General features: G+C 69.2%; 15 protein-coding genes and 1 pseudogene. 12 read left to right on the top strand and 4 right to left on the bottom strand.

Translation table 11 applies throughout. The features are described from left to right. The first annotated feature begins 18 nt into the window (after nucleotides 1–18). Together PGN37_RS17150 and PGN37_RS17145 are read left to right on the top strand one after the other, a co-directional pair. On the top strand, nucleotides 19–1455 hold the full coding sequence (locus tag PGN37_RS17150) for a WS/DGAT/MGAT family O-acyltransferase (protein WP_335332201.1): 1437 nt from the start codon (nucleotides 19–21) through the stop codon (nucleotides 1453–1455). A 92-nt stretch (nucleotides 1456–1547) separates the two neighbouring features. Further along, nucleotides 1548–2933 carry an aspartate aminotransferase family protein gene (locus PGN37_RS17145; RefSeq protein ID WP_335332200.1) on the top strand — a complete coding sequence of 462 codons (1386 nt, stop codon included), beginning with the start codon at nucleotides 1548–1550 and terminating at the stop codon, nucleotides 2931–2933. Here the strand turns inward: PGN37_RS17145 and PGN37_RS17140 are convergent. After that, nucleotides 2930–3577, bottom strand: coding sequence for a hypothetical protein (locus tag PGN37_RS17140; protein WP_335332199.1), 648 nt, complete (start codon nucleotides 3575–3577; stop codon nucleotides 2930–2932). The genes PGN37_RS17145 and PGN37_RS17140 overlap by 4 nt on opposite strands. Nucleotides 3578–3638: 61 nt before the next feature. Here PGN37_RS17140 and PGN37_RS17135 point away from each other — a divergent pair, with 61 nt between their 5' ends. The 3 genes and pseudogenes from PGN37_RS17135 (at nucleotide 3639) to PGN37_RS17125 (ending at nucleotide 6153) form a co-directional block, all read left to right on the top strand. Beyond that, nucleotides 3639–4061, top strand: coding sequence for a hypothetical protein (locus tag PGN37_RS17135; RefSeq protein ID WP_335332198.1), 423 nt, complete (start codon nucleotides 3639–3641; stop codon nucleotides 4059–4061). 88 nt (nucleotides 4062–4149) lie between these two features. Further along, nucleotides 4150–5403 (top strand): metal-dependent hydrolase family protein, encoded by a 1254-nt coding sequence (locus PGN37_RS17130; protein WP_335332197.1) that lies wholly within the window; start codon nucleotides 4150–4152, stop codon nucleotides 5401–5403. After that, nucleotides 5400–6153 (top strand): annotated as a pseudogene (locus PGN37_RS17125) (SDR family NAD(P)-dependent oxidoreductase). The gene PGN37_RS17130 and the pseudogene PGN37_RS17125 overlap by 4 nt, the downstream one beginning before the upstream one ends. Here PGN37_RS17125 and PGN37_RS17120 read toward each other — a convergent pair. Further along, nucleotides 6111–7772, bottom strand: a complete 1662-nt coding sequence (locus PGN37_RS17120; RefSeq protein WP_335332196.1) for a GGDEF domain-containing protein — start codon at nucleotides 7770–7772, stop codon at nucleotides 6111–6113. The pseudogene PGN37_RS17125 and the gene PGN37_RS17120 sit on opposite strands and share 43 nt — an antisense overlap. A gap of 101 nt (nucleotides 7773–7873) precedes the next feature. On the opposite strand from PGN37_RS17120, the gene PGN37_RS17115 reads away from it, so the two are divergent. The 4 genes from PGN37_RS17115 (at nucleotide 7874) to PGN37_RS17100 (ending at nucleotide 11286) form a co-directional block, all read left to right on the top strand. Next, nucleotides 7874–8890: a CobW family GTP-binding protein gene (locus PGN37_RS17115; protein WP_335332195.1), complete on the top strand. Its 1017-nt coding sequence runs from the start codon at nucleotides 7874–7876 to the stop codon at nucleotides 8888–8890. A 16-nt stretch (nucleotides 8891–8906) separates the two neighbouring features. After that, nucleotides 8907–9293: a DUF2237 family protein gene (locus tag PGN37_RS17110; RefSeq protein ID WP_335332194.1), complete on the top strand. Its 387-nt coding sequence runs from the start codon at nucleotides 8907–8909 to the stop codon at nucleotides 9291–9293. Nucleotides 9294–9318: 25 nt separating this feature from the next. Then, nucleotides 9319–9969, top strand: coding sequence for an MOSC domain-containing protein (locus tag PGN37_RS17105; RefSeq protein WP_335332193.1), 651 nt, complete (start codon nucleotides 9319–9321; stop codon nucleotides 9967–9969). Nucleotides 9970–10107: 138 nt separating this feature from the next. Beyond that, on the top strand, nucleotides 10108–11286 hold the full coding sequence (locus PGN37_RS17100; protein WP_335332192.1) for a mechanosensitive ion channel family protein: 1179 nt from the start codon (nucleotides 10108–10110) through the stop codon (nucleotides 11284–11286). On the opposite strand, the gene PGN37_RS17095 is transcribed toward PGN37_RS17100, so the two are convergent. Both PGN37_RS17095 and PGN37_RS17090 read right to left on the bottom strand, forming a co-directional pair. Beyond that, nucleotides 11283–12047, bottom strand: a complete 765-nt coding sequence (locus tag PGN37_RS17095; RefSeq protein WP_335332191.1) for a GolD/DthD family dehydrogenase — start codon at nucleotides 12045–12047, stop codon at nucleotides 11283–11285. The two genes, PGN37_RS17100 and PGN37_RS17095, sit on opposite strands and share 4 nt — an antisense overlap. Nucleotides 12048–12077: 30 nt before the next feature. Continuing rightward, nucleotides 12078–12998 (bottom strand): sugar-binding transcriptional regulator, encoded by a 921-nt coding sequence (locus PGN37_RS17090; protein WP_335332190.1) that lies wholly within the window; start codon nucleotides 12996–12998, stop codon nucleotides 12078–12080. A 210-nt stretch (nucleotides 12999–13208) separates the two neighbouring features. Between PGN37_RS17090 and PGN37_RS17085 the strand changes: the two genes are divergently transcribed. Genes PGN37_RS17085 through PGN37_RS17075 form a run of 3 tightly spaced genes read left to right on the top strand, consistent with a single transcriptional unit; the run spans nucleotide 13209 to nucleotide 16764 of the window. Further along, the gene (locus PGN37_RS17085) at nucleotides 13209–14198 is read left to right on the top strand and encodes an NAD(P)-dependent alcohol dehydrogenase (protein WP_335332271.1); all 990 of its coding nucleotides are present in this window, start codon (nucleotides 13209–13211) and stop codon (nucleotides 14196–14198) included. Beyond that, complete coding sequence (locus tag PGN37_RS17080) at nucleotides 14195–15727, top strand: sugar ABC transporter ATP-binding protein (RefSeq protein ID WP_335332189.1); 1533 nt, start codon at nucleotides 14195–14197, stop codon at nucleotides 15725–15727. Before PGN37_RS17085 ends, PGN37_RS17080 begins: the two co-directional genes overlap by 4 nt. Continuing rightward, nucleotides 15724–16764, top strand: coding sequence for an ABC transporter permease (locus PGN37_RS17075; protein ID WP_335332188.1), 1041 nt, complete (start codon nucleotides 15724–15726; stop codon nucleotides 16762–16764). Before PGN37_RS17080 ends, PGN37_RS17075 begins: the two co-directional genes overlap by 4 nt. Nucleotides 16765–16814 lie beyond the last annotated feature (50 nt).

Raw genomic sequence — 16814 nt, 5'->3', positions numbered from 1 at the left:
ACCGCGTACCGTGACGGGGTGAGCGCGACTAGCAAGAGGCTCGGCCTGCAGGACCTGCTGTTCATCTACGGGGAAACCCCCAGCTCGAAGATGCATGTGGCCGGCCTGCTGCCGTTCACACCGCCGCCGAACGCGACGGTCGAGTACCTGCGCGAGATGATCGCCGAGGCCCGCCGCCAGGAGGTGATGCGGCCGTGGAACCTCAAGCTCGCCCACCCGAGGCTGCAGTACAGCCCGCTGCACAGCTGGGTCGAGGACAAGGACTTCGACTTCGACTACCACGTGCGTCGGTCGGCTCTGGCCAGCCCCGGCGATGAACGCGAGCTCGGTGTCCTGGTCTCGCGGCTGCACAGCAATCACCTCGACCTGACTCGGCCGCCGTGGGAGCTGCACGTCATCGAGGGCCTCGAAGGCGGCCGTTTCGCGCTCTACATGAAGATCCACCATGCGCTGGTCGACGGCTACAGCGCGATGCGCATGCTCGCGCGCAGCCTGTCCACCGACCCGGAGTCGCGGGACACCCGGATGTTCTTCAACGTGCCGATGCCGGGGCGCACGCCGGGACCGGAGGCCACCGAATCGAGCGCAGCATCGGCCAACCCGCTCACCGCGGCGCTGCGGACGATCGGCGGGATCGGCGCCACCGTCACCGGCGGTGTCAGCGCCGCGGTCGATCTGACGACGGCGGTGGTGAACACGCAGATCCGCCGCGACGGCGAGTACGCCCAGATCGCCGGGTCGGCGTCGGCGCCGCACAGCATCTTGAACGCACGGATCAGCCGTAATCGGCGCTTCGCGACCCAGCAGTACGACTTCGACCGCCTCAAGAAGCTGAGCTCCCAGCACGGCGCGACGATCAACGACGTCGCGCTCGCGATCCTCGGCGGCGGTCTGCGCCAGTTCCTCTCGGAGATCGACGAGTTGCCCGACCGCTCGCTGATCGCGTTCCTGCCCGTCAACGTCCGGCCCAAGGGCGACGAGGGCGGCGGCAACGCCGTCGGCGCGATCCTCGCCCCGATGGGCACCGACATCGCCGACCCGGTCGAGCGGCTCAACGTCATCAGCGCCGCAACGGGGGCGGCCAAGGCGCAGCTTCAGAACATGTCGCCCGCGGTGATCATCGCCTACAGCGCGGCACTGCTCGCGCCGGCGGGCACGCAGATCGCGGGCGCACTCACCGGCGTGAAGGCGCCGTGGCCCTACACCTTCAACCTCTGCGTCTCCAATGTCCCGGGTCCGCGGGAACCGTTGTGGTTCAACGGGTCCCGACTGGAAGCCACCTACCCGGTGTCCATCCCGATCCACGGCATGGCGCTGAATATCACGCTGCAGAGCTACGCCGACACCCTCAACATCGGGTTCGTGGGCTGCCGCGACCGGTTGCCCCACCTGCAGCGCCTGGCCGTCTACAGCGGTGACGCGCTGGCCGCGCTCGAGAAGGCCTCGGAGACCTAGTCGCCGAGCGTGGGCCTCATGCACGAGAATTCCTTGATGAGCGTGCACACGCCCCACGTTCGACGCTCGTCTCCATCGACGAAGGAACTGCGATGACCCTGACCGACGACACCGCGACCCTGCCCAACGGCCTGACCGCCGACGAGGCCCGCGCCGAAGCCGCCCGCGCTTACGAACTCGACCGTGCCCACGTGTTCCATTCGTGGTCGGCGCAGGCCGAGATCTCGCCGATGACGATCACCGCGTCGGAGGGCTGCCACGTCTGGGACGGCGACGGCAAGCGCCTGCTGGACTTCTCCTCGATGCTGGTCAACACCAACATCGGCCATCAGCACCCGAAAGTCGTCGCCGCGATCGCCGAGCAGGCCGCCAAGCTGTGCACGGTCGCGCCCCAGCACGCCAACGCCGCCCGCTCCGAGGCCGCCCGTCTGGTCGCCGAGCGCACGCCGGGTGAGCTGAACAAGATCTTCTTCACCAACGGCGGCGCCGACGCCGTCGAGCACGCCGTGCGCATGGCCCGCCTGCACACCGGCCGCTACAAGGTGCTCTCCCGCTACCGCTCGTACCACGGCGGCACCGAGACCGCGATCAACCTGACCGGCGACCCCCGCCGCTGGCCCAACGACCACGGCAACGCCGGCATCGTGCACTTCTTCGGGCCCTTCCTGTACCGCTCGCAGTTCCACGCCACCACCGAGGAGGAGGAATCCGAGCGGGCACTCGCTCATCTGCGCGACATCATCCGGATGGAAGGCCCGTCGACGATCGCCGCGATCATCCTCGAGTCCATCCCGGGCACCGCAGGCATCATGGTGCCCCCGCCCGGCTACCTCGCCGGCGTCCGCGCACTGTGCGACGAATACGGCATCATCTACATCGCCGACGAGGTGATGTCGGGCTTCGGCCGCAGCGGGAAGTGGTTCGCCATCGACCATGCCGACGTCGTGCCCGACCTGCTGACGTTCGCCAAGGGCGTCAACTCCGGCTACGTGCCGCTGGGCGGAGTCGCGATCAGCCCCCACATCGCCGAGACGTTCGCCCACCGCGCCTACCCCGGCGGGCTCACGTACTCCGGGCATCCGCTCGCGACCGCCGCCGCGGTGGCGACCATCACCGCGATGGCGGAGGAGGGCATCGTCGAGAACGCCGCCCGTATCGGCACCGAGGTGCTGGGACCGGCGCTGCGCGACGTCGCGGCGCGGCATCGCAGTGTCGGTGAGGTGCGCGGCACCGGCGTGTTCTGGGCCGTCGAACTGGTCTCCGACCAGAACACCCGCGAACCGTTGGCTCCGTACGGAAGTTCCAGCGCAGCAATGAATTCCGTGATCGCCGAATGCAAGAAGCTCGGCATGCTGCCGTTCGCCAACTACAACCGCATCCACGTCGTGCCGCCGTGCATCGTCACCGAGGACCTGGCCCGCGAAGGCGTCGCCATCCTGGACCGGGCGCTCGACGTCGCTGACGCCGCAATCGGTTAATCCCCGAGTTCGCCGCTGATTCCGCGCTCCAGCTCATGACGCGCACGCTCGGGCAGGACCAGTAGTCCGTCGAGTTCGCGCTGCGCCAACCGGTAGGCCCGCTCACGCTCCTGCGGGGTGGCGGCGGTGTCGGCGGCGACCCGCAGCAGCCGTTGCGCGCGCGCCAGACGCTCCTGTTCCTCGGCGGTGAACGCGGCCCGCTTGCGCCGCCGCGCTTCGGCTTCGGCCACGTCGAAGGCCGTCGCGTACTCACCGACCGCCTCGACGTAGGTCCGCAGGGCGTCGCGATCCTCGAGCAGGTCGGCGATGTCGGCGGGCCGCAGGAAATCGGCGCGCAACTTCGCGCGGTGGAAGCGTTCGGTCAGAGGATCGCGCAGATCGGTCATCAGCGGGAAGTCCAACACCTTCGCGGCGTCCAATTCGTACTCCAGCCACCGGGTGTCGGTGCGATCGTGCTGCTCGATGGTCCGCACCACGGTGCGACGCTGAGCCGTGGTGGCGGGCCGCACCGCCGGGGGCGCCACGGGGAGTTCGGGATCACGCTGACGCCGGGCCGCGGCTATCCCGCGATAGGTGGCGTAGGCCACCCCGACCAGCGGCACGAGCACCACCAGCAGCTCGACCAACCGGAAGATCAGACCCATCCCGCCAGGATGCCATCAACTCGTGGTTTCGATTCTGCGGCGATCGGGCAACTAGTTAGACATGCGACACAAGACACTGAATCTAGGTTCCTTGATCTTCGCGGGCGCGGCGGCGACTGCAATCGCAACTGCGCCCCTGACTTTCGCCCAGCCGGCTCCCCCGCCGTGCTTCAACCCGGACGGCACGCCCTGCGCGTCGATCGGGACCGCGGGCCCGGGCGGCGCGAGCGGCGCCATCCCCGGCGGTCCGGGCGGCACAGCAGGTGCCGGTGGCGTCAGCGGTGCGACCAACCCCGGCGGCGTAGCCGGTGCCGCAGGCCCTGAAGGGGCCAGCGGCGCGATCCCCGGTGGCCCGTCCGGCGTGGCCGGCCCCGGCGGCGCCAGCGGCTCGACCAACCCGGGCGGCGTCGGCGGCACGGCCGGACCCGGCGGCGTGTCGGGCTGCATCCCCGGCGTCGGCTGCGCCTCCATCCCCGTGTCCTGACCCCTACCAACCTCCGACCACCGATCGCAGCCGGACCCGCAACGCGGGTCCGGCTTTTCGGTGTCCTTCAGCGGCTAGCGTGAGCGCTATGCCGCTGCTGATCAAGAACGTACGAGTCTTCGACGGACTGTCCGACCGGGTGACGGACGGGCACGTGCTGATCGAGGGCCGCACCATTTCCGCAGTCGAGACATCGCCCATCGCCGAGACCGACGGCACCACCGTGATCGACGGCACCGGACGCACCCTGATGCCCGGCATGATCGATGCCCACGTCCACCTGGTCGGCATGGCGAACTCGCTGCTGAACCTCGCGATGGGCTCGCAGACGCTGCTCGCCGCGACGGCGCTGACCGGTGCGACGGACACCCTGCTGCGCGGCTTCACCACCGTGCGCGACATGGCCGGCGACACCGCCGGCCTCAAGACGGTGATCGATGCGCGACCCGCGTTGGGTCCGCGGATCTATCCCAGCCAGGCCGCGCTGTCGCAGACCGGCGGTCACGGCGACTTCGGTTTCGTCTACGAACGGCCGACCGCGCTGGGCGGCAACGAGTCCCGCGCCGAGCAGATCGGTTTCATGCGTGTCGCCGACGGTCCCGACCGCGTGCTGGCCGCGGTGCGCGAGCAATTGAAGCTCGGCGCCAGCCAGATCAAGCTCATGGTCGGCGGCGGTGCGGCATCGCTGTACGACCCGCTCTACACCGTCCAGTTCACTCCGGCCGAGTTGCGGGCCGCCGTGCAGGCCGCCGAGGACTACGGCACCTACGTCGCCACGCACGTCTACAACGTCACCGGGATCCGTCGCGCCGTCGACGCCGGCGTGAAGTCCATCGAGCACGGCCACCTCGCCGACGAACCGACCATCGCGATGCTCGCGGAACGCGAGGTGTGGCTGTCCACCCAACCGTTCGCCGAACACGACCACACGTTCGCCAACCCGGCAAGCGCGCAGAAGAACCGGGAGATCTGCGCGGGCACCGACCGGCTCTTCGGCTGGGCCGCCACCCATGGGGTGCGTCTCGCCTGGGGCACCGACCTGCTGTTCGAGCCGGAGCACGCCGATCTCCAGAGCGCGATGATGGTGCGGCTCGGCGAATACATGAGCGCGGTCGCCGCCCTCAAGCTCGTCACCTCCGGCAACGCCGCACTGCTGCGGATGGCCGGCGACCGCGACCCCTACCGGTCGGCCCGCCTCGGCGAGATCACCGCCGGCGCCTGGGCCGATGTGCTGCTGGTCGACGGCGACCCGACCACCGACCTGTCCGTGCTGGCCGACCCGGCCAAGAATCTCCACGTGATCGTCAAGGACGGCGTGATCGTCAAGGGGGCGCCGACATGACGGATCTGGCCGGGCGCTCGGTCATCGTGACCGGCGCGGCCCGCGGCGTGGGCAAGGGCATCGCGACCGCGCTCACCGCGCGCGGCGCTTCGGTGCTCCTGGTCGACCGCGACGAGGAGGTGCTGCGCGACGGCTTCAGAGCTGTCCGACCGTTCCGTCGACTCACTGGTGATGGACCTGCGCGAGAAGGACGCCGCCGCACGCATCGTCGCGGCGGCGGTCGGCGCCTTCGGCACCGTGCACGGTCTGGTCAACAACGCGATTGCGACCAACGAGCCCAAGGCTTTTCACGAGATCACCGAGCAGGATTACGACCTCGTGTTCGACGTCGGGCCGCGCGCCACGTTCCTGCTGATGCAGGCCGTGTACCCGATCTTCGTCGGCAACGGTGGAGGCAGCATCGTCAACCTCGGCTCCGGATCGGGAACACAGGGTCTGTCCCGGTTCGGCGCCTACGGCGCGGCGAAGGAAGCGATCCGGGGCATGTCGAAGGTCGCGGCACTGGAGTGGGGCCGCCACCGCATCCGCGTCAACGTCGTGTGCCCGTACGCCGAAACCGAGAGCATCAGGGCGTGGCGCGAGATGGACCCGACGACCTACGAACGCACCGTCCGTGCAGTCCCGCTGGGCCGGCTCGGCGACGTGGCGACCGACATCGGGCCCGTCGTGCGCTTTCTACTCAGCGACGACGCCGCGTTCGTCACCGGTCAGACGGTCATGGCCGACGGCGGGTCGGCCGGGTTCCGCTGACCGACCCGGGTCACGCAGTACGCCGCGAGAATCCTTGCCAGCGGGGCGATGTCGGCGAGTTCTGCGTGACCGTCATGGGAGTAGATCTCCATCAAATAGCCCTTCTCGCCGGCGGGCACACCGATGCCGAGCACCGCCTGGTAGCCGAGAACCTGCAGGAGCGCGACCTCGTCGGGGTCGGCGGACTCCATTCCCACCGCGGCCAGGAAGGTCGTGCCGTCGGCGATCGCACGCGCCGAGGTGGGGTAGTCCTCGAGCGGATAGTTCGGCGGTCCGAAGTCGATGAGGACGGTGAGCCCCGCCTCTTGCTTGCGCACGCTGGCGACGTTGCTCACCAGCCTCAGCGCCGTGCCTCCCTCGGTGGTCTCGGAGATTGCCCAGGCCGCCGCGTCGAGTGCCTGCGAGAGGGCGACGGCCAGCGCCTCCAGGGCCTGCGCAAGCGTCATCTCGGGCTGCTCGTCGAGCATGCGCACCAGATCGGAGGCCAACCGGTCGACGGCGCGGCGCGGCCCCGTTCGACGGTCCCACCCGGCGAGGTCGCGGGCATCCACCGACGCCGGTGCCCCGGTGCTGTAGCGCGCCGGCCCCTGCCGTTTGGCGTGCAGCAGTGCGGCATCGGCGGCGGCCAGCAACTCCGCCGCGCTGCGGACGTCCGGTCCCGTCGTCGCGGCGCCCCAACACAGACTGACCTCGCGATCGACGGCGTCGTGCAGGGCACGGGTGGCATCGGTGGCGAACACCTGCGCCGAGGCCAGCGATGCGTCGGGGAGCACGATGCAGAATTCGTCGCCACCCAGACGCGCGGCTATCGCGCCATCGACGGTGTCGGCCAGACCGCCGAGCACTGCGGCGACATCGCGCAGCAGCTGATCCCCCGCCGGGTGACCGTCACGGTCGTTGATGCGTTTGAAGCCGTCCAGGTCGCACAGGATGACTACGGGAGTGGATGTCTCCCAATCCAATTCAGTGAAACGCTGATCGATGGCGCGGCGGTTGGCGATGCCGGTGAGCGGGTCCTGCAGGGCATATCCCCAGACGGTGTTCAACGTCTCGGATCGGTTGATCGCCACCGTGATGTACGCCGCGATGGCCGCGAGCAGCTGCGCGTCGCCGAGGTCGAATCGTCGACCGCCGTCGCCGGAGGCCCAGATCTCGCCCCACATCGAGTCACCGCTCATGATCGGCACGGCGATCTCGCTCTCCTTGCCGATCTTCTGCAGCCACGCCGTGCAATACGGCGGGCAGTCGGGCTGGTCAAGGGCGTTGATGTAGGAGCGGCCGTGCAGCAGCAAATCAGAGATGTGGGGGTCGGCGTTCACCGGGTAGTACTCGTCGGCCGGCCACCGCGTCTCGTCGGGGCCGAGGTCGCCGACGTTGATCATGGTGCGCAGCGACGAGAGATCGGCCTCCCAGCGGCTGATCGACAGCGACGACGCCCGAAGCGCGCCGAGCGCCTGCTCAGCGATCACCTCGAGGGCCTCGTCGAACGCGTCGGCCCGGGCGACGGCCTCGGCGACGCGCAGCAGGCACCGGAGAACCTGCAGGTCAGAGGCAGCGTCGGAGAGCGTCAGCTCCTCGGCCGCGCCCTCGTCCGCGCCCTCGTCCAAGTCGCCCTGCACCCGTCGCACCCCCACCATCCGCGCTCCCGGCGCGGAGGCTGATGCTACCGGCGAATCCTGGCAGCCGTGATTCCTTCCGCGCGCCGGTAACCTGCCCTGCTGTGCACCCGATACCCGTCATCGCCCTGACCGGTTATCTCGGCGCCGGGAAGACGACGCTGCTCAACCACGTGCTGCGCAGCCCTGATGCACGAATCGGCGTGGTGATCAACGACTTCGGTGAGCTCAACGTCGACGCCGGGCTGGTCACCGGCCAGGTCGACGAACCCGCCTCGATCGCCGGCGGATGTATCTGCTGCCTGCCCGACGACGGCGGTCTCGACGTGGCGCTGGCCCGGCTCGCCGACCCCCGTCTGCGGCTGGACGCCATCATCGTCGAGGCCAGCGGCTTGGCCGACCCGGTCGCGATCTCCCGCATCATCCGGTTCAGCGGCGTGGACGCGATCCGCTCGGGCGGCGTGGTCGACGTGCTGGATGCGGTGACGCACTTCGACACCGTCGACCGGGACGCCGCCCCGCCGGCACGCTACGGCGCCGCGACGTTGGTGGTGGTCAACAAGCTGGATCAGGTCGGGCCGCGGGAACGCGACGCGGTGCTGCGCCGGGTCACCGACCGCGTGCGCGAGACCAACCCGCACGCGCAGGTCGTCGGCGCCACGGCCGGGCGGATCGACCCGGCGCTGCTGTTCGACGTGGCCGCCGAGGAGCAGGTGGGGCAGCTGACGTTCCAGGAATTGCTGAAGGCGGCCGATGACGACCGTGCTCACGAGCACACACACGCGGATTCGGTGACCGTGCTCAGTGAGGGATGCGTCGATCCCGGCGCGGTGCTCGACCTGCTCGAGGAACCCCCGGCCGGGGTGTACCGGATGAAGGGCACGGTGGCGGTCCGGTTCCGTGGCGCGGTCCGCCGCTACGTGGTCAACGTCGTCGGCGCCTCGGTGCACGTGGCGCCCGCCCCGGCGAACTCGCCCGCCAACTCCCTGGTCGCGATCGGCATGCACCTCGACACCGACAGCGTGCGGGCGGCGGTGACGGCGGCACTGGCGCCGAGCGACGGAACCGCGGCGGCCCCGGCCATCCGCCGGCTGCAGCGCTACCGCCGGCTCAGCATCTGACACCTAGGCTGAGCCCGTGCAAGAACTGAATGTGCTCGGCGAGCAGCTGGACCCGTGCGGCACCGAACCTCTGACCGGGTTCTATCGCGACGGCTGCTGCAGCACCGGCGACGAGGACCTCGGGCTGCACACCATCTGCGCAGTGGTGACCACGGAGTTCCTCGCGCATCAGCGGTCGATCGGCAACGACCTGAGCACGCCGATGCCCGCGTACCGATTTCCCGGCCTCGTGCCCGGTGACCGGTGGTGCGTGACGGCCCGCAACTGGCTGCTCGCACACCAGGACGGGCAGGCGTGCCCTGTGGTGCTGGCCTCGACGCACGAACGCACCCTCGAGGTCGTCCCGTTGGAGGTGCTGGCGTCCTACGCCGTCGACGTGCCTGACGACCCGGCAGGGCTGTGAGCGTCCAGACGGGTTAGCGTCGGTCATGGCTTCGGTGTTGACGGTGAACACGGCGTCCGCGCCGATCGATCTGGGCGAGCTGCGTACCGGGATCGACAAGCGGCCCAGCGCCGAACCGATGGAGGTGCGAGCCCCCGGGCCTCGCAAGGACGGCCTGGGCAGCGGCGTCATCGGCGACTCCATCTGCAATCGCCGCTATCACGGCGGCGACGATCAGGCGGTGTACGCCTATGCGCGTGAGGATCTCGACCACTGGGCCACTGAGCTCGACCGCGAACTGACCAACGGGATGTTCGGCGAGAACCTCACCACCGCCGGTGTCGACGTGACCGGCACGCTGGTGGGCGAGCGGTGGGCGGTCGGCTCGGACGGTCTGGTCCTCGAGGTGACCAGCCCGCGCACCCCGTGCCGGACGTTCACCACCTGGTTGGGGATCCGCGGCTGGATGAAGACGTTCACCGCGGCCGCACTTCCCGGCGCCTACTTCCGCGTCGTCTCCCCCGGAACAGTGCGCGCCGGCGACGCGATCGAGATCGTCTCGCGGCCCGACCATGCGGTCAGCGTCGGTGTGGTGTTCCGCGCGTTGATGTCCGAGCCGGAGCTGCTGCCCGAGCTCACGGTGGCCGACGCGCTGCCGGAGAAGATCAAGCGACAGGTGGCCAAGCGTGTGAGGTGAGTCGCAATCGGGCGGCAGATCCGGTGATGCGGTTTTGCACCGGGACGCAGTAGGGAACGCCTCAGGTGCGCCGGCATCATGCGACGACGACGTCCCCCTCTGGCGCCACACCCCCGATCCCGAGGAGCTGTCTTCCCTGTGGACGATGCCATAGCCCCCGCAACTCATCTGGCCACCGCTGCAGCGTGGGTGGCCGGCTCCATCGCGCTCGCGTACGCGGTGGGTCTCGCCCTGTCCTGGCTGCTCCAGCGACTGGGCCGGCGCAGCCGCGTCCTGCACGACGTGGGCGATCTGACCCGCCGTCCCCTGCGAGCGACGCTCGTGGTGATCGCGGCCTCAGCCGCCGTGCGGAATGCCTCGGACGGGCAGGCCGCCTGGCGTGGCTGGCTGGATCACACGCTGCTGATCGCGGTGATCGGCACGCTGACCTGGCTGGTCGCCAGCCTGCTGCTGGTCGCCGAGCGCCAGGTCATCACCCGGTTCGCCGGCGGTGACACCGGGCTGACTGACGCCGACAGGCACCGGCGCAAAATTCGCACGCAGGTCACGACGCTGCGCCGGCTCGCGGTTGCGGTCGTCGTCGTGCTGGGTGTGGCAGCGGCGCTCATGACGTTCCCGTCGTTCTCCGACGTCGGCAAGACGGTGTTCGCCTCGGCGGGCGTATTGACCGTGGTCGCCGGTCTGGCCGCTCAGACTTCCCTCGGTTCGGTGTTCGCCGGCATCCAGATCGCGTTCTCCGATGCGATCCGGGTGGGCGACGTCGTCGTCCTCGAGGAGGAGTGGGGCCGTATCGAGGAGATCACGCTCACCTACGTCGTCGTGCATCTGTGGGACGAGCGCCGGCTGGTGCTGCCGTGCACGTACTTCACCACGACCCCGTTCCAGAACTGGACCCGCAACGCGACCCAATTGCTCGGAACCGCGGAACTGGACGTCGATTTCACTGTCCCGTTCGACGCGATGCGGGCCGAACTGGACAGATTGTTGCGTGCCAACGACAAGTGGGACGGCCGCGTGGGCGTCCTGCAGGTCACTGACGCCGTCGAGGGCGTGGTGCGGGTTCGGATGCTGGTCAGCGCGCCAGACGCCGGGCAGCTGTTCGACCTGCGCTGCGATGTCCGCGAGGGCATGGTGGCGTGGCTGCAGCGCACCAACCCCGGCGCACTGCCTGTTCGGCGAATCGAGCACCAGACCGAGGCGGTGCGCGACGATACCCGCGACGACGTGTATCGCAATGCGCCACAGGCGGATTCGGGGCTGTTCAGCGGTAGCGCGGACGCCGAGCGCCGCAATCGGGCGTTCGAGAAGACCGGTTAGCGGATCGTGTAGCCGCCGTCGATCAGCAGGTCCGCACCGGTGATCATTGCGGCGGCATCGCTGGCGAGAAATACTGCGGCGGCGGCGATTTCGTCGGGATAGGCGAAGCGCCCGGTGGGGATCTGCTTCTTCAGCTCGTCGCCGCGCGGGCCGTCCCAGGCCTTGCGTCCGAGCTCGGTGAGCACCACGGTCGGCGAGATCGTGTTCACCCGCACCCCTCGCGGCCCCCACTCCGAGGCGAGCACCTTGGACACGCCGACGACACCGAACTTCGACGCGCAGTACGCGACATGCTGGTCGAGGGCCACGGTCGCAGCCTGCGACGCCATGTTGACGATCGCGCCTCCGCCGGCGGTGAGCATGTGCTGCCCGACCGCCTGGCTGACCAGGAACGTGCCAGTGAGGTTGACCGCGATGGTCTTGGTCCACGCGTCCAGCGGCAGGTCCTCGGCGGGTGCGAGCATGACGATGCCCGCGCTGTTGACGAGGATGTCGATCCGTCCGAACGCGGCGACGACGGCGTCGACGGCCGCGGCGACCGACGCCGGGTCGGCGACGTCTGCGGCGAATCCCCGGCTCTCAGAACTCAATTCGTCGGCCCGCTGCTGGGCGGCGTCACCGTCGAGGTCGACGACAGCGACCCGGGCGCCCTTGGTCGCGAACGCGGCGGCGATGGCGGCGCCGATACCGGACGCGCCTCCGGTCACCATCGCGGTCTTACCGGTCAGCGGGAAGTTCAGGTCGACTACCGGCTCGGTCATGGTGGAGTCCTTTCGCTGGGTGGCGCAGCATCAGTCGAGGACTGCGGCCGCGATCTCGGTGTCGGTCACCAGTGCCGAAATCAGCCCGGACCGCAGGACGGCGCGCGTGGCGACGATCTTCTCGGCTCCGGCGCAGATCGCGATGACGGTGGGGATGGCACGCAGGCCCTGTTCGGTGATGCCCATGCGCCGCTCGTCGAGACCGGCGATGCGCTGACCGTTGGCGTCGAGCAACAGGCCGCAGGTCTCGGCCCGCACTCCCGCCGCGTACAGCGCGGCGGCCTCCTCCTCGGGTACCGACGTGTACACCTGCGAGGCTTCGGCGGTCCAGCCGCCGACGGACACGAGCGCGCAGGTGACCCGGGCGTGGTTGGCGAACGCGTCCTTGATCGGCGGGGTGCTCGCGAGGCTGCGGGCCGTGCGGGCGTCGCCGACGACGTAGGGGGCGTAGAGCGGCCAGGATTTGCCGCCGGTGACCTCGGTGATGCGCCGGGTCAGGTCGGCCCCGTTGGAGGTGAGTCCGCCGGCCAGCCCGGTCAGCTGGACGACGTCGCAGCGCGGGAGGTCGTGCAGGTAGGGCGCGATCCGGGTCATCGTGCGGCCACAGTCGATGCCGATCACGTCGCCCTTGTGCAGGACGGACTGCAGCAGGTCGGCCATCGCCTTGGCGACGGCTTCGACGCGGTCTGCGGTGTTCTTGGATTGCGCAACAACGGCATACGCGTGCCGCAGTGAGTACCGCTTCTGCAGCGCACTGGACAGCCCGACGTCGATGGAGCCCGGGTCGTGGATCGTGATCTCGACCATGCCGGATTCGAGTGCCTCTTCGAGCATGCGGGCGACTTTGAAGCGGGACAGGCCGAATTCTTCGGCGATCTCGACGCGGGTGCGGCCTTCGAGGTAGTAGCGGCGGGCGATGACGGCGCGTTGGAACAGCTCGTCCGGCCCCATCTCGCCTCCCCTCTCGCCCGATCACCAACGCTGCTCATATGAGCATGGGTGCTTGACATGTGAGCATAGCCCAGAGAATGATCCACATCACAAGGATCAAATGAGCGGCTCTTGTAACAGATGAGCGCGAGGAGTGCCGAGGAGTGCAGTGTGACCGTGGCCGTTTCTGATACCGCCGCATCGACCCCGGCCACCATGCGGGCCAGTGTCATGACCGGCGTCGGCGCCCTGCGGATCGAGGACAGACCGGTCCCCACCCCAGGCGATCACCAGGTTCTCGTCGAGGTCGCCGCCGTCGGCGTGTGCGGCTCTGACGTGCACTATTACCGGCACGGCCGCATCGGCGACTTCGTCGTCGAGGAGCCGATGATCCTCGGCCACGAGCTCTCGGGTCGCATCGCCGCGGTCGGCGCCGGGGTCGACCCGCAGCGGGTCGGCGAGCGCGTCGCGGTCGAACCGCAGCATCCGTGCCGGCGGTGCGCCCAGTGCCGGGCGGGCCGCTACAACCTGTGCCGTCACATCGAGTTCTATGCGACTCCGCCGATCGACGGCGCCTTCTGCCGCTACGTCCTCACCGACGACGACATGGCCCACCCGGTGCCCGATTCGATGTCCGACGACGCGGCCGCACTGCTCGAGCCGCTGTCGGTCGCCATCGCCACCATGCGTAAGGCGCACGTCGCCCCGGGCACGTCGATCCTGATCGCCGGTGCCGGACCGATCGGCGTCATCTGCGCACAGACCGCCCGCGCGTTCGGGGCCGCGCGCATCGTCGTCACCGACCTGGTGGCCTCCCGGCGGGAGAAGGCGCTGCAGTTCGGCGCGACCGAGGTGCTCGATCCCACCGCGGTCGACGTCGCCGCCATCGATCCCGTGGACGCGTTCGTCGACGCCACCGGCGTGCCCACGGCGGTGATGAGCGGGATCAAAGCCGTCGGCCCGGCGGGGCACGTCGTGCTGGTGGGCATGGGCGCCGACGAGTACCCCCTGCCCGTCGCCCACATCGCCAACAACGAGATCAACCTCACCGGGATCTTCCGCTACACCGACACCTGGCCCGCCGCGATCCACCTGGTGTCCAGCGGCGCAATCGATCTCGACGCGATGGTGACCGGCCGCTACGACCTCGAGCACGTCGGCGAAGCGCTGGAGAGCGACTCGGACCCGGCCAGCCTCAAGTCGATCGTGGAGCCCCGATGACCTCACCTGTGTTGCAGTGCAACGACATTCGCAAGAGCTTCGGCGGCGTGCCGGTGCTCGAAGGCATCACGCTGGATCTGCAGCCGGGCACGGTCACCGCACTGGCCGGCGAGAACGGCGCGGGCAAGTCCACGTTGATGAAGATCATCAGCGGCCAGTACAGCGCCGACCATGGCACCGTCACGGTCGGCGACGCGACGCTGACGCCGGGCAACACCAAGGACGCGGTGCGCCACGGCGTGGCGATCGTGCCGCAGGAGCTGGCCTCGATCGAGAACATGTCGGTCTACGAAAACCTGTTCGTGGGGCGGGAACTCACCGTCGGCCCGTTCCTGAACCGGCGCGCGATGATCGACCAGGCGCGCGACGCGCTTGCCGTTTTCGGCGTCGCGATCGACCCGTCCGCGCGGATGGGCAGCCTGCCGGTCGGGCTGCGCCAGATCGTCGAGATCGTCAAGGCGGCGAGCACCGGCGCGCAGGTGGTGATGCTCGACGAGCCCACCTCCGCGATCTCCGAACGCGAGGTGGAAGGTCTCTACAAGGTGGTGCGCCGGCTGCGTGAGCACGGCGTGGCCATGGTGTACACCACCCACAAGATGGCCGAGATCCGTGCGATCGCCGACCGTGTCGTCGTGCTGCGCGACGGCGGGCTCATCCTCGACAAGCCGATCGGCGACGTCAGCGACGACGACATCGTGACCGCGATGATCGGCCGCGAACTGGACGCTCTTTTTCCCGACCGCCCGACACCGGGCACCGATCCCGTCCTCGAGGTGCGCGACCTACAGGTCGACGGCGCTTCCGGGCCGGTGTCGTTCACAGTGCACGCCGGCGAGATCGTGGGTTTGGCCGGTCTCGTCGGCGCAGGCCGCACCGAACTGCTGGAGGCCGTCTTCGGCGCACGGTCCAGCAGCGCGGGCCAGATCACGGTGCGCGGCAAGGCCGTCAAGCGCAATCAGCCCGCGGCGGCGATCACCGCGGGCATGGCGATGGTGCCCGAGGACCGAAAGCTGTCCGGGGTGGTGCTGTCGATGAGCGTGCTCGACAACGGCACCCTGCCCCGCCTCTCGTCGTTCTCGCTGGGCGGCTGGTTGCGCGCCCGGGCCCGCAACAAGGCGGTATCCGAGGTGATGTCGTCGGTGCGCCTCAAGACGCGCGGGCTGAGCCAGGAGGTCGGCACGCTCTCCGGTGGCAACCAGCAGAAGGTGGTGCTGGCGCGCTGGCTCACCGGGGACGTCAACGTGCTGCTGCTCGACGAGCCGACCCGTGGCGTCGACGTCGGGGCGCGCAGCGAGATCTACCGCATTGTCACTGAATTCGCGGCCAATGGGATGGCGGTGCTGATGGCGTCGTCGGACATGCCCGAGATCGTGGGGCTCTCCCACCGCGCATTCGTCATGCGCGAAGGCACGTTCGTCGGCGAGCTCGACCGCGACGCCCTCGACCACCCCGAGGTCCAGGAATCGGTCTTCCGCCTGGCCACCGCACTCGACAGCAGATCAACGACCCCGCAGCAGGAGGCTTCATGAGTACCGACGTCGACAGCAGCGCGCAGCCGCCCGGCCCGTCGGCTGCCCCGACCGTCGCCTCGCCGATCACCGGCGAGCCGGTGAAACTGTTCTCCCGGCAGTGGATTTCGGGTGTACTGCTGCGCTACTCCATGGTGATCGTGGTGCTGCTGGTCATCGCCTACTTCAGCTACCGCAGTGCGCGCTTCTCCACCCCCGAGAACCTGGTCACCATCCTGGTGGCCGCGGCACCATTCGCGCTGATCGCGCTCGGGCAGACGTTGGTGATCCTGACCGGCGGCATCGACCTGTCCGTGGGCAGCGTGATCGCGGTGTCGGCGATGTCGGCCGCCGCGACGGCCAAGGCCAACCCCGGCCAGGTGTGGATGACCGTGCTGGTGGCCGTCCTGGTCGGCCTGGCGGTGGGCTGTGTGAACGGATTCCTGGTGTCGCGCATCAACGTTCCACCGTTCATCGCGACGTTGGGCACACTGACAGCGGGCTCCGGTCTGGCATACGTGATCGGTGGCGGGGCGCCGATCAACGGGCTGCCGGCGGAGTTCGGCTCCATCGCCAACACCAAGATCCTCGGCCTGCAGATCCCGGTGCTTCTGATGATCATCGGCATCATCGCGCTGGCGATCATCATGAAGCGCACCACCTACGGCATGCGGGTGTACGCGGTCGGCGGCAACCGCAACGCGGCCGAGATCGCCGGTATCAACGCCAAGAACGTCCTGTTCAGCGTCTACGCGATTTCCGGTCTGCTGGCCGGGCTTTCGGGCGTCATGCTCGCGTCCCGTGTCATCTCCGGCCCGCCGAATCTGGGCCAGGGCTACGAACTCGACGCCATCGCAGCGGTCGTGATCGGCGGAGCCAGCCTGATGGGCGGACGCGGCAGCATCTGGGGTACCGCGCTCGGCCTGTTCATGATCATGACGCTGAACAACGGCCTCGACATCCTCGTCGTCCCGGCGTACTGGCAAGACGTCATCAAGGGTGTGCTGATCGTCGCCGCGGTCGCGGTGGACGTCTGGTCCTCCAGGAGGCGTACCTGACGACAGCCGAACCTGGACCGAGTTGTAAACGCTGGCAACCTGACAACGAA

Origin of the sequence: Mycobacterium kyogaense, from assembly GCF_036946525.1 — a bacterium.
Classification (GTDB): Bacteria; Actinomycetota; Actinomycetes; order Mycobacteriales; family Mycobacteriaceae; genus Mycobacterium; species Mycobacterium kyogaense_A.
The sequence above is the reverse complement of the archived record's forward strand: the minus strand, read 5'-3'. Positions and strand labels throughout refer to the sequence as shown.

Bases quoted from the DNA above. Each gene is read 5' to 3' on its own strand.
- PGN37_RS17145 (WP_335332200.1), top strand. From the start codon at position 1,548: ATGACCCTGACCGACGACACCGCGACCCTGCCCAACGGCCTGACCGCC.
- PGN37_RS17105 (WP_335332193.1), top strand. From the start codon at position 9,319: ATGGCTTCGGTGTTGACGGTGAACACGGCGTCCGCGCCGATCGATCTG.
- PGN37_RS17075 (WP_335332188.1), top strand. From the start codon at position 15,724: ATGAGTACCGACGTCGACAGCAGCGCGCAGCCGCCCGGCCCGTCGGCT.
- PGN37_RS17130 (WP_335332197.1), top strand. From the start codon at position 4,150: ATGCCGCTGCTGATCAAGAACGTACGAGTCTTCGACGGACTGTCCGAC.
- PGN37_RS17080 (WP_335332189.1), top strand. From the start codon at position 14,195: ATGACCTCACCTGTGTTGCAGTGCAACGACATTCGCAAGAGCTTCGGC.
- PGN37_RS17095 (WP_335332191.1), bottom strand. From the start codon at position 12,047: ATGACCGAGCCGGTAGTCGACCTGAACTTCCCGCTGACCGGTAAGACC.
- PGN37_RS17140 (WP_335332199.1), bottom strand. From the start codon at position 3,577: ATGGGTCTGATCTTCCGGTTGGTCGAGCTGCTGGTGGTGCTCGTGCCG.
- PGN37_RS17090 (WP_335332190.1), bottom strand. From the start codon at position 12,998: ATGGGGCCGGACGAGCTGTTCCAACGCGCCGTCATCGCCCGCCGCTAC.
- PGN37_RS17135 (WP_335332198.1), top strand. From the start codon at position 3,639: ATGCGACACAAGACACTGAATCTAGGTTCCTTGATCTTCGCGGGCGCG.
- PGN37_RS17085 (WP_335332271.1), top strand. From the start codon at position 13,209: ATGACCGGCGTCGGCGCCCTGCGGATCGAGGACAGACCGGTCCCCACC.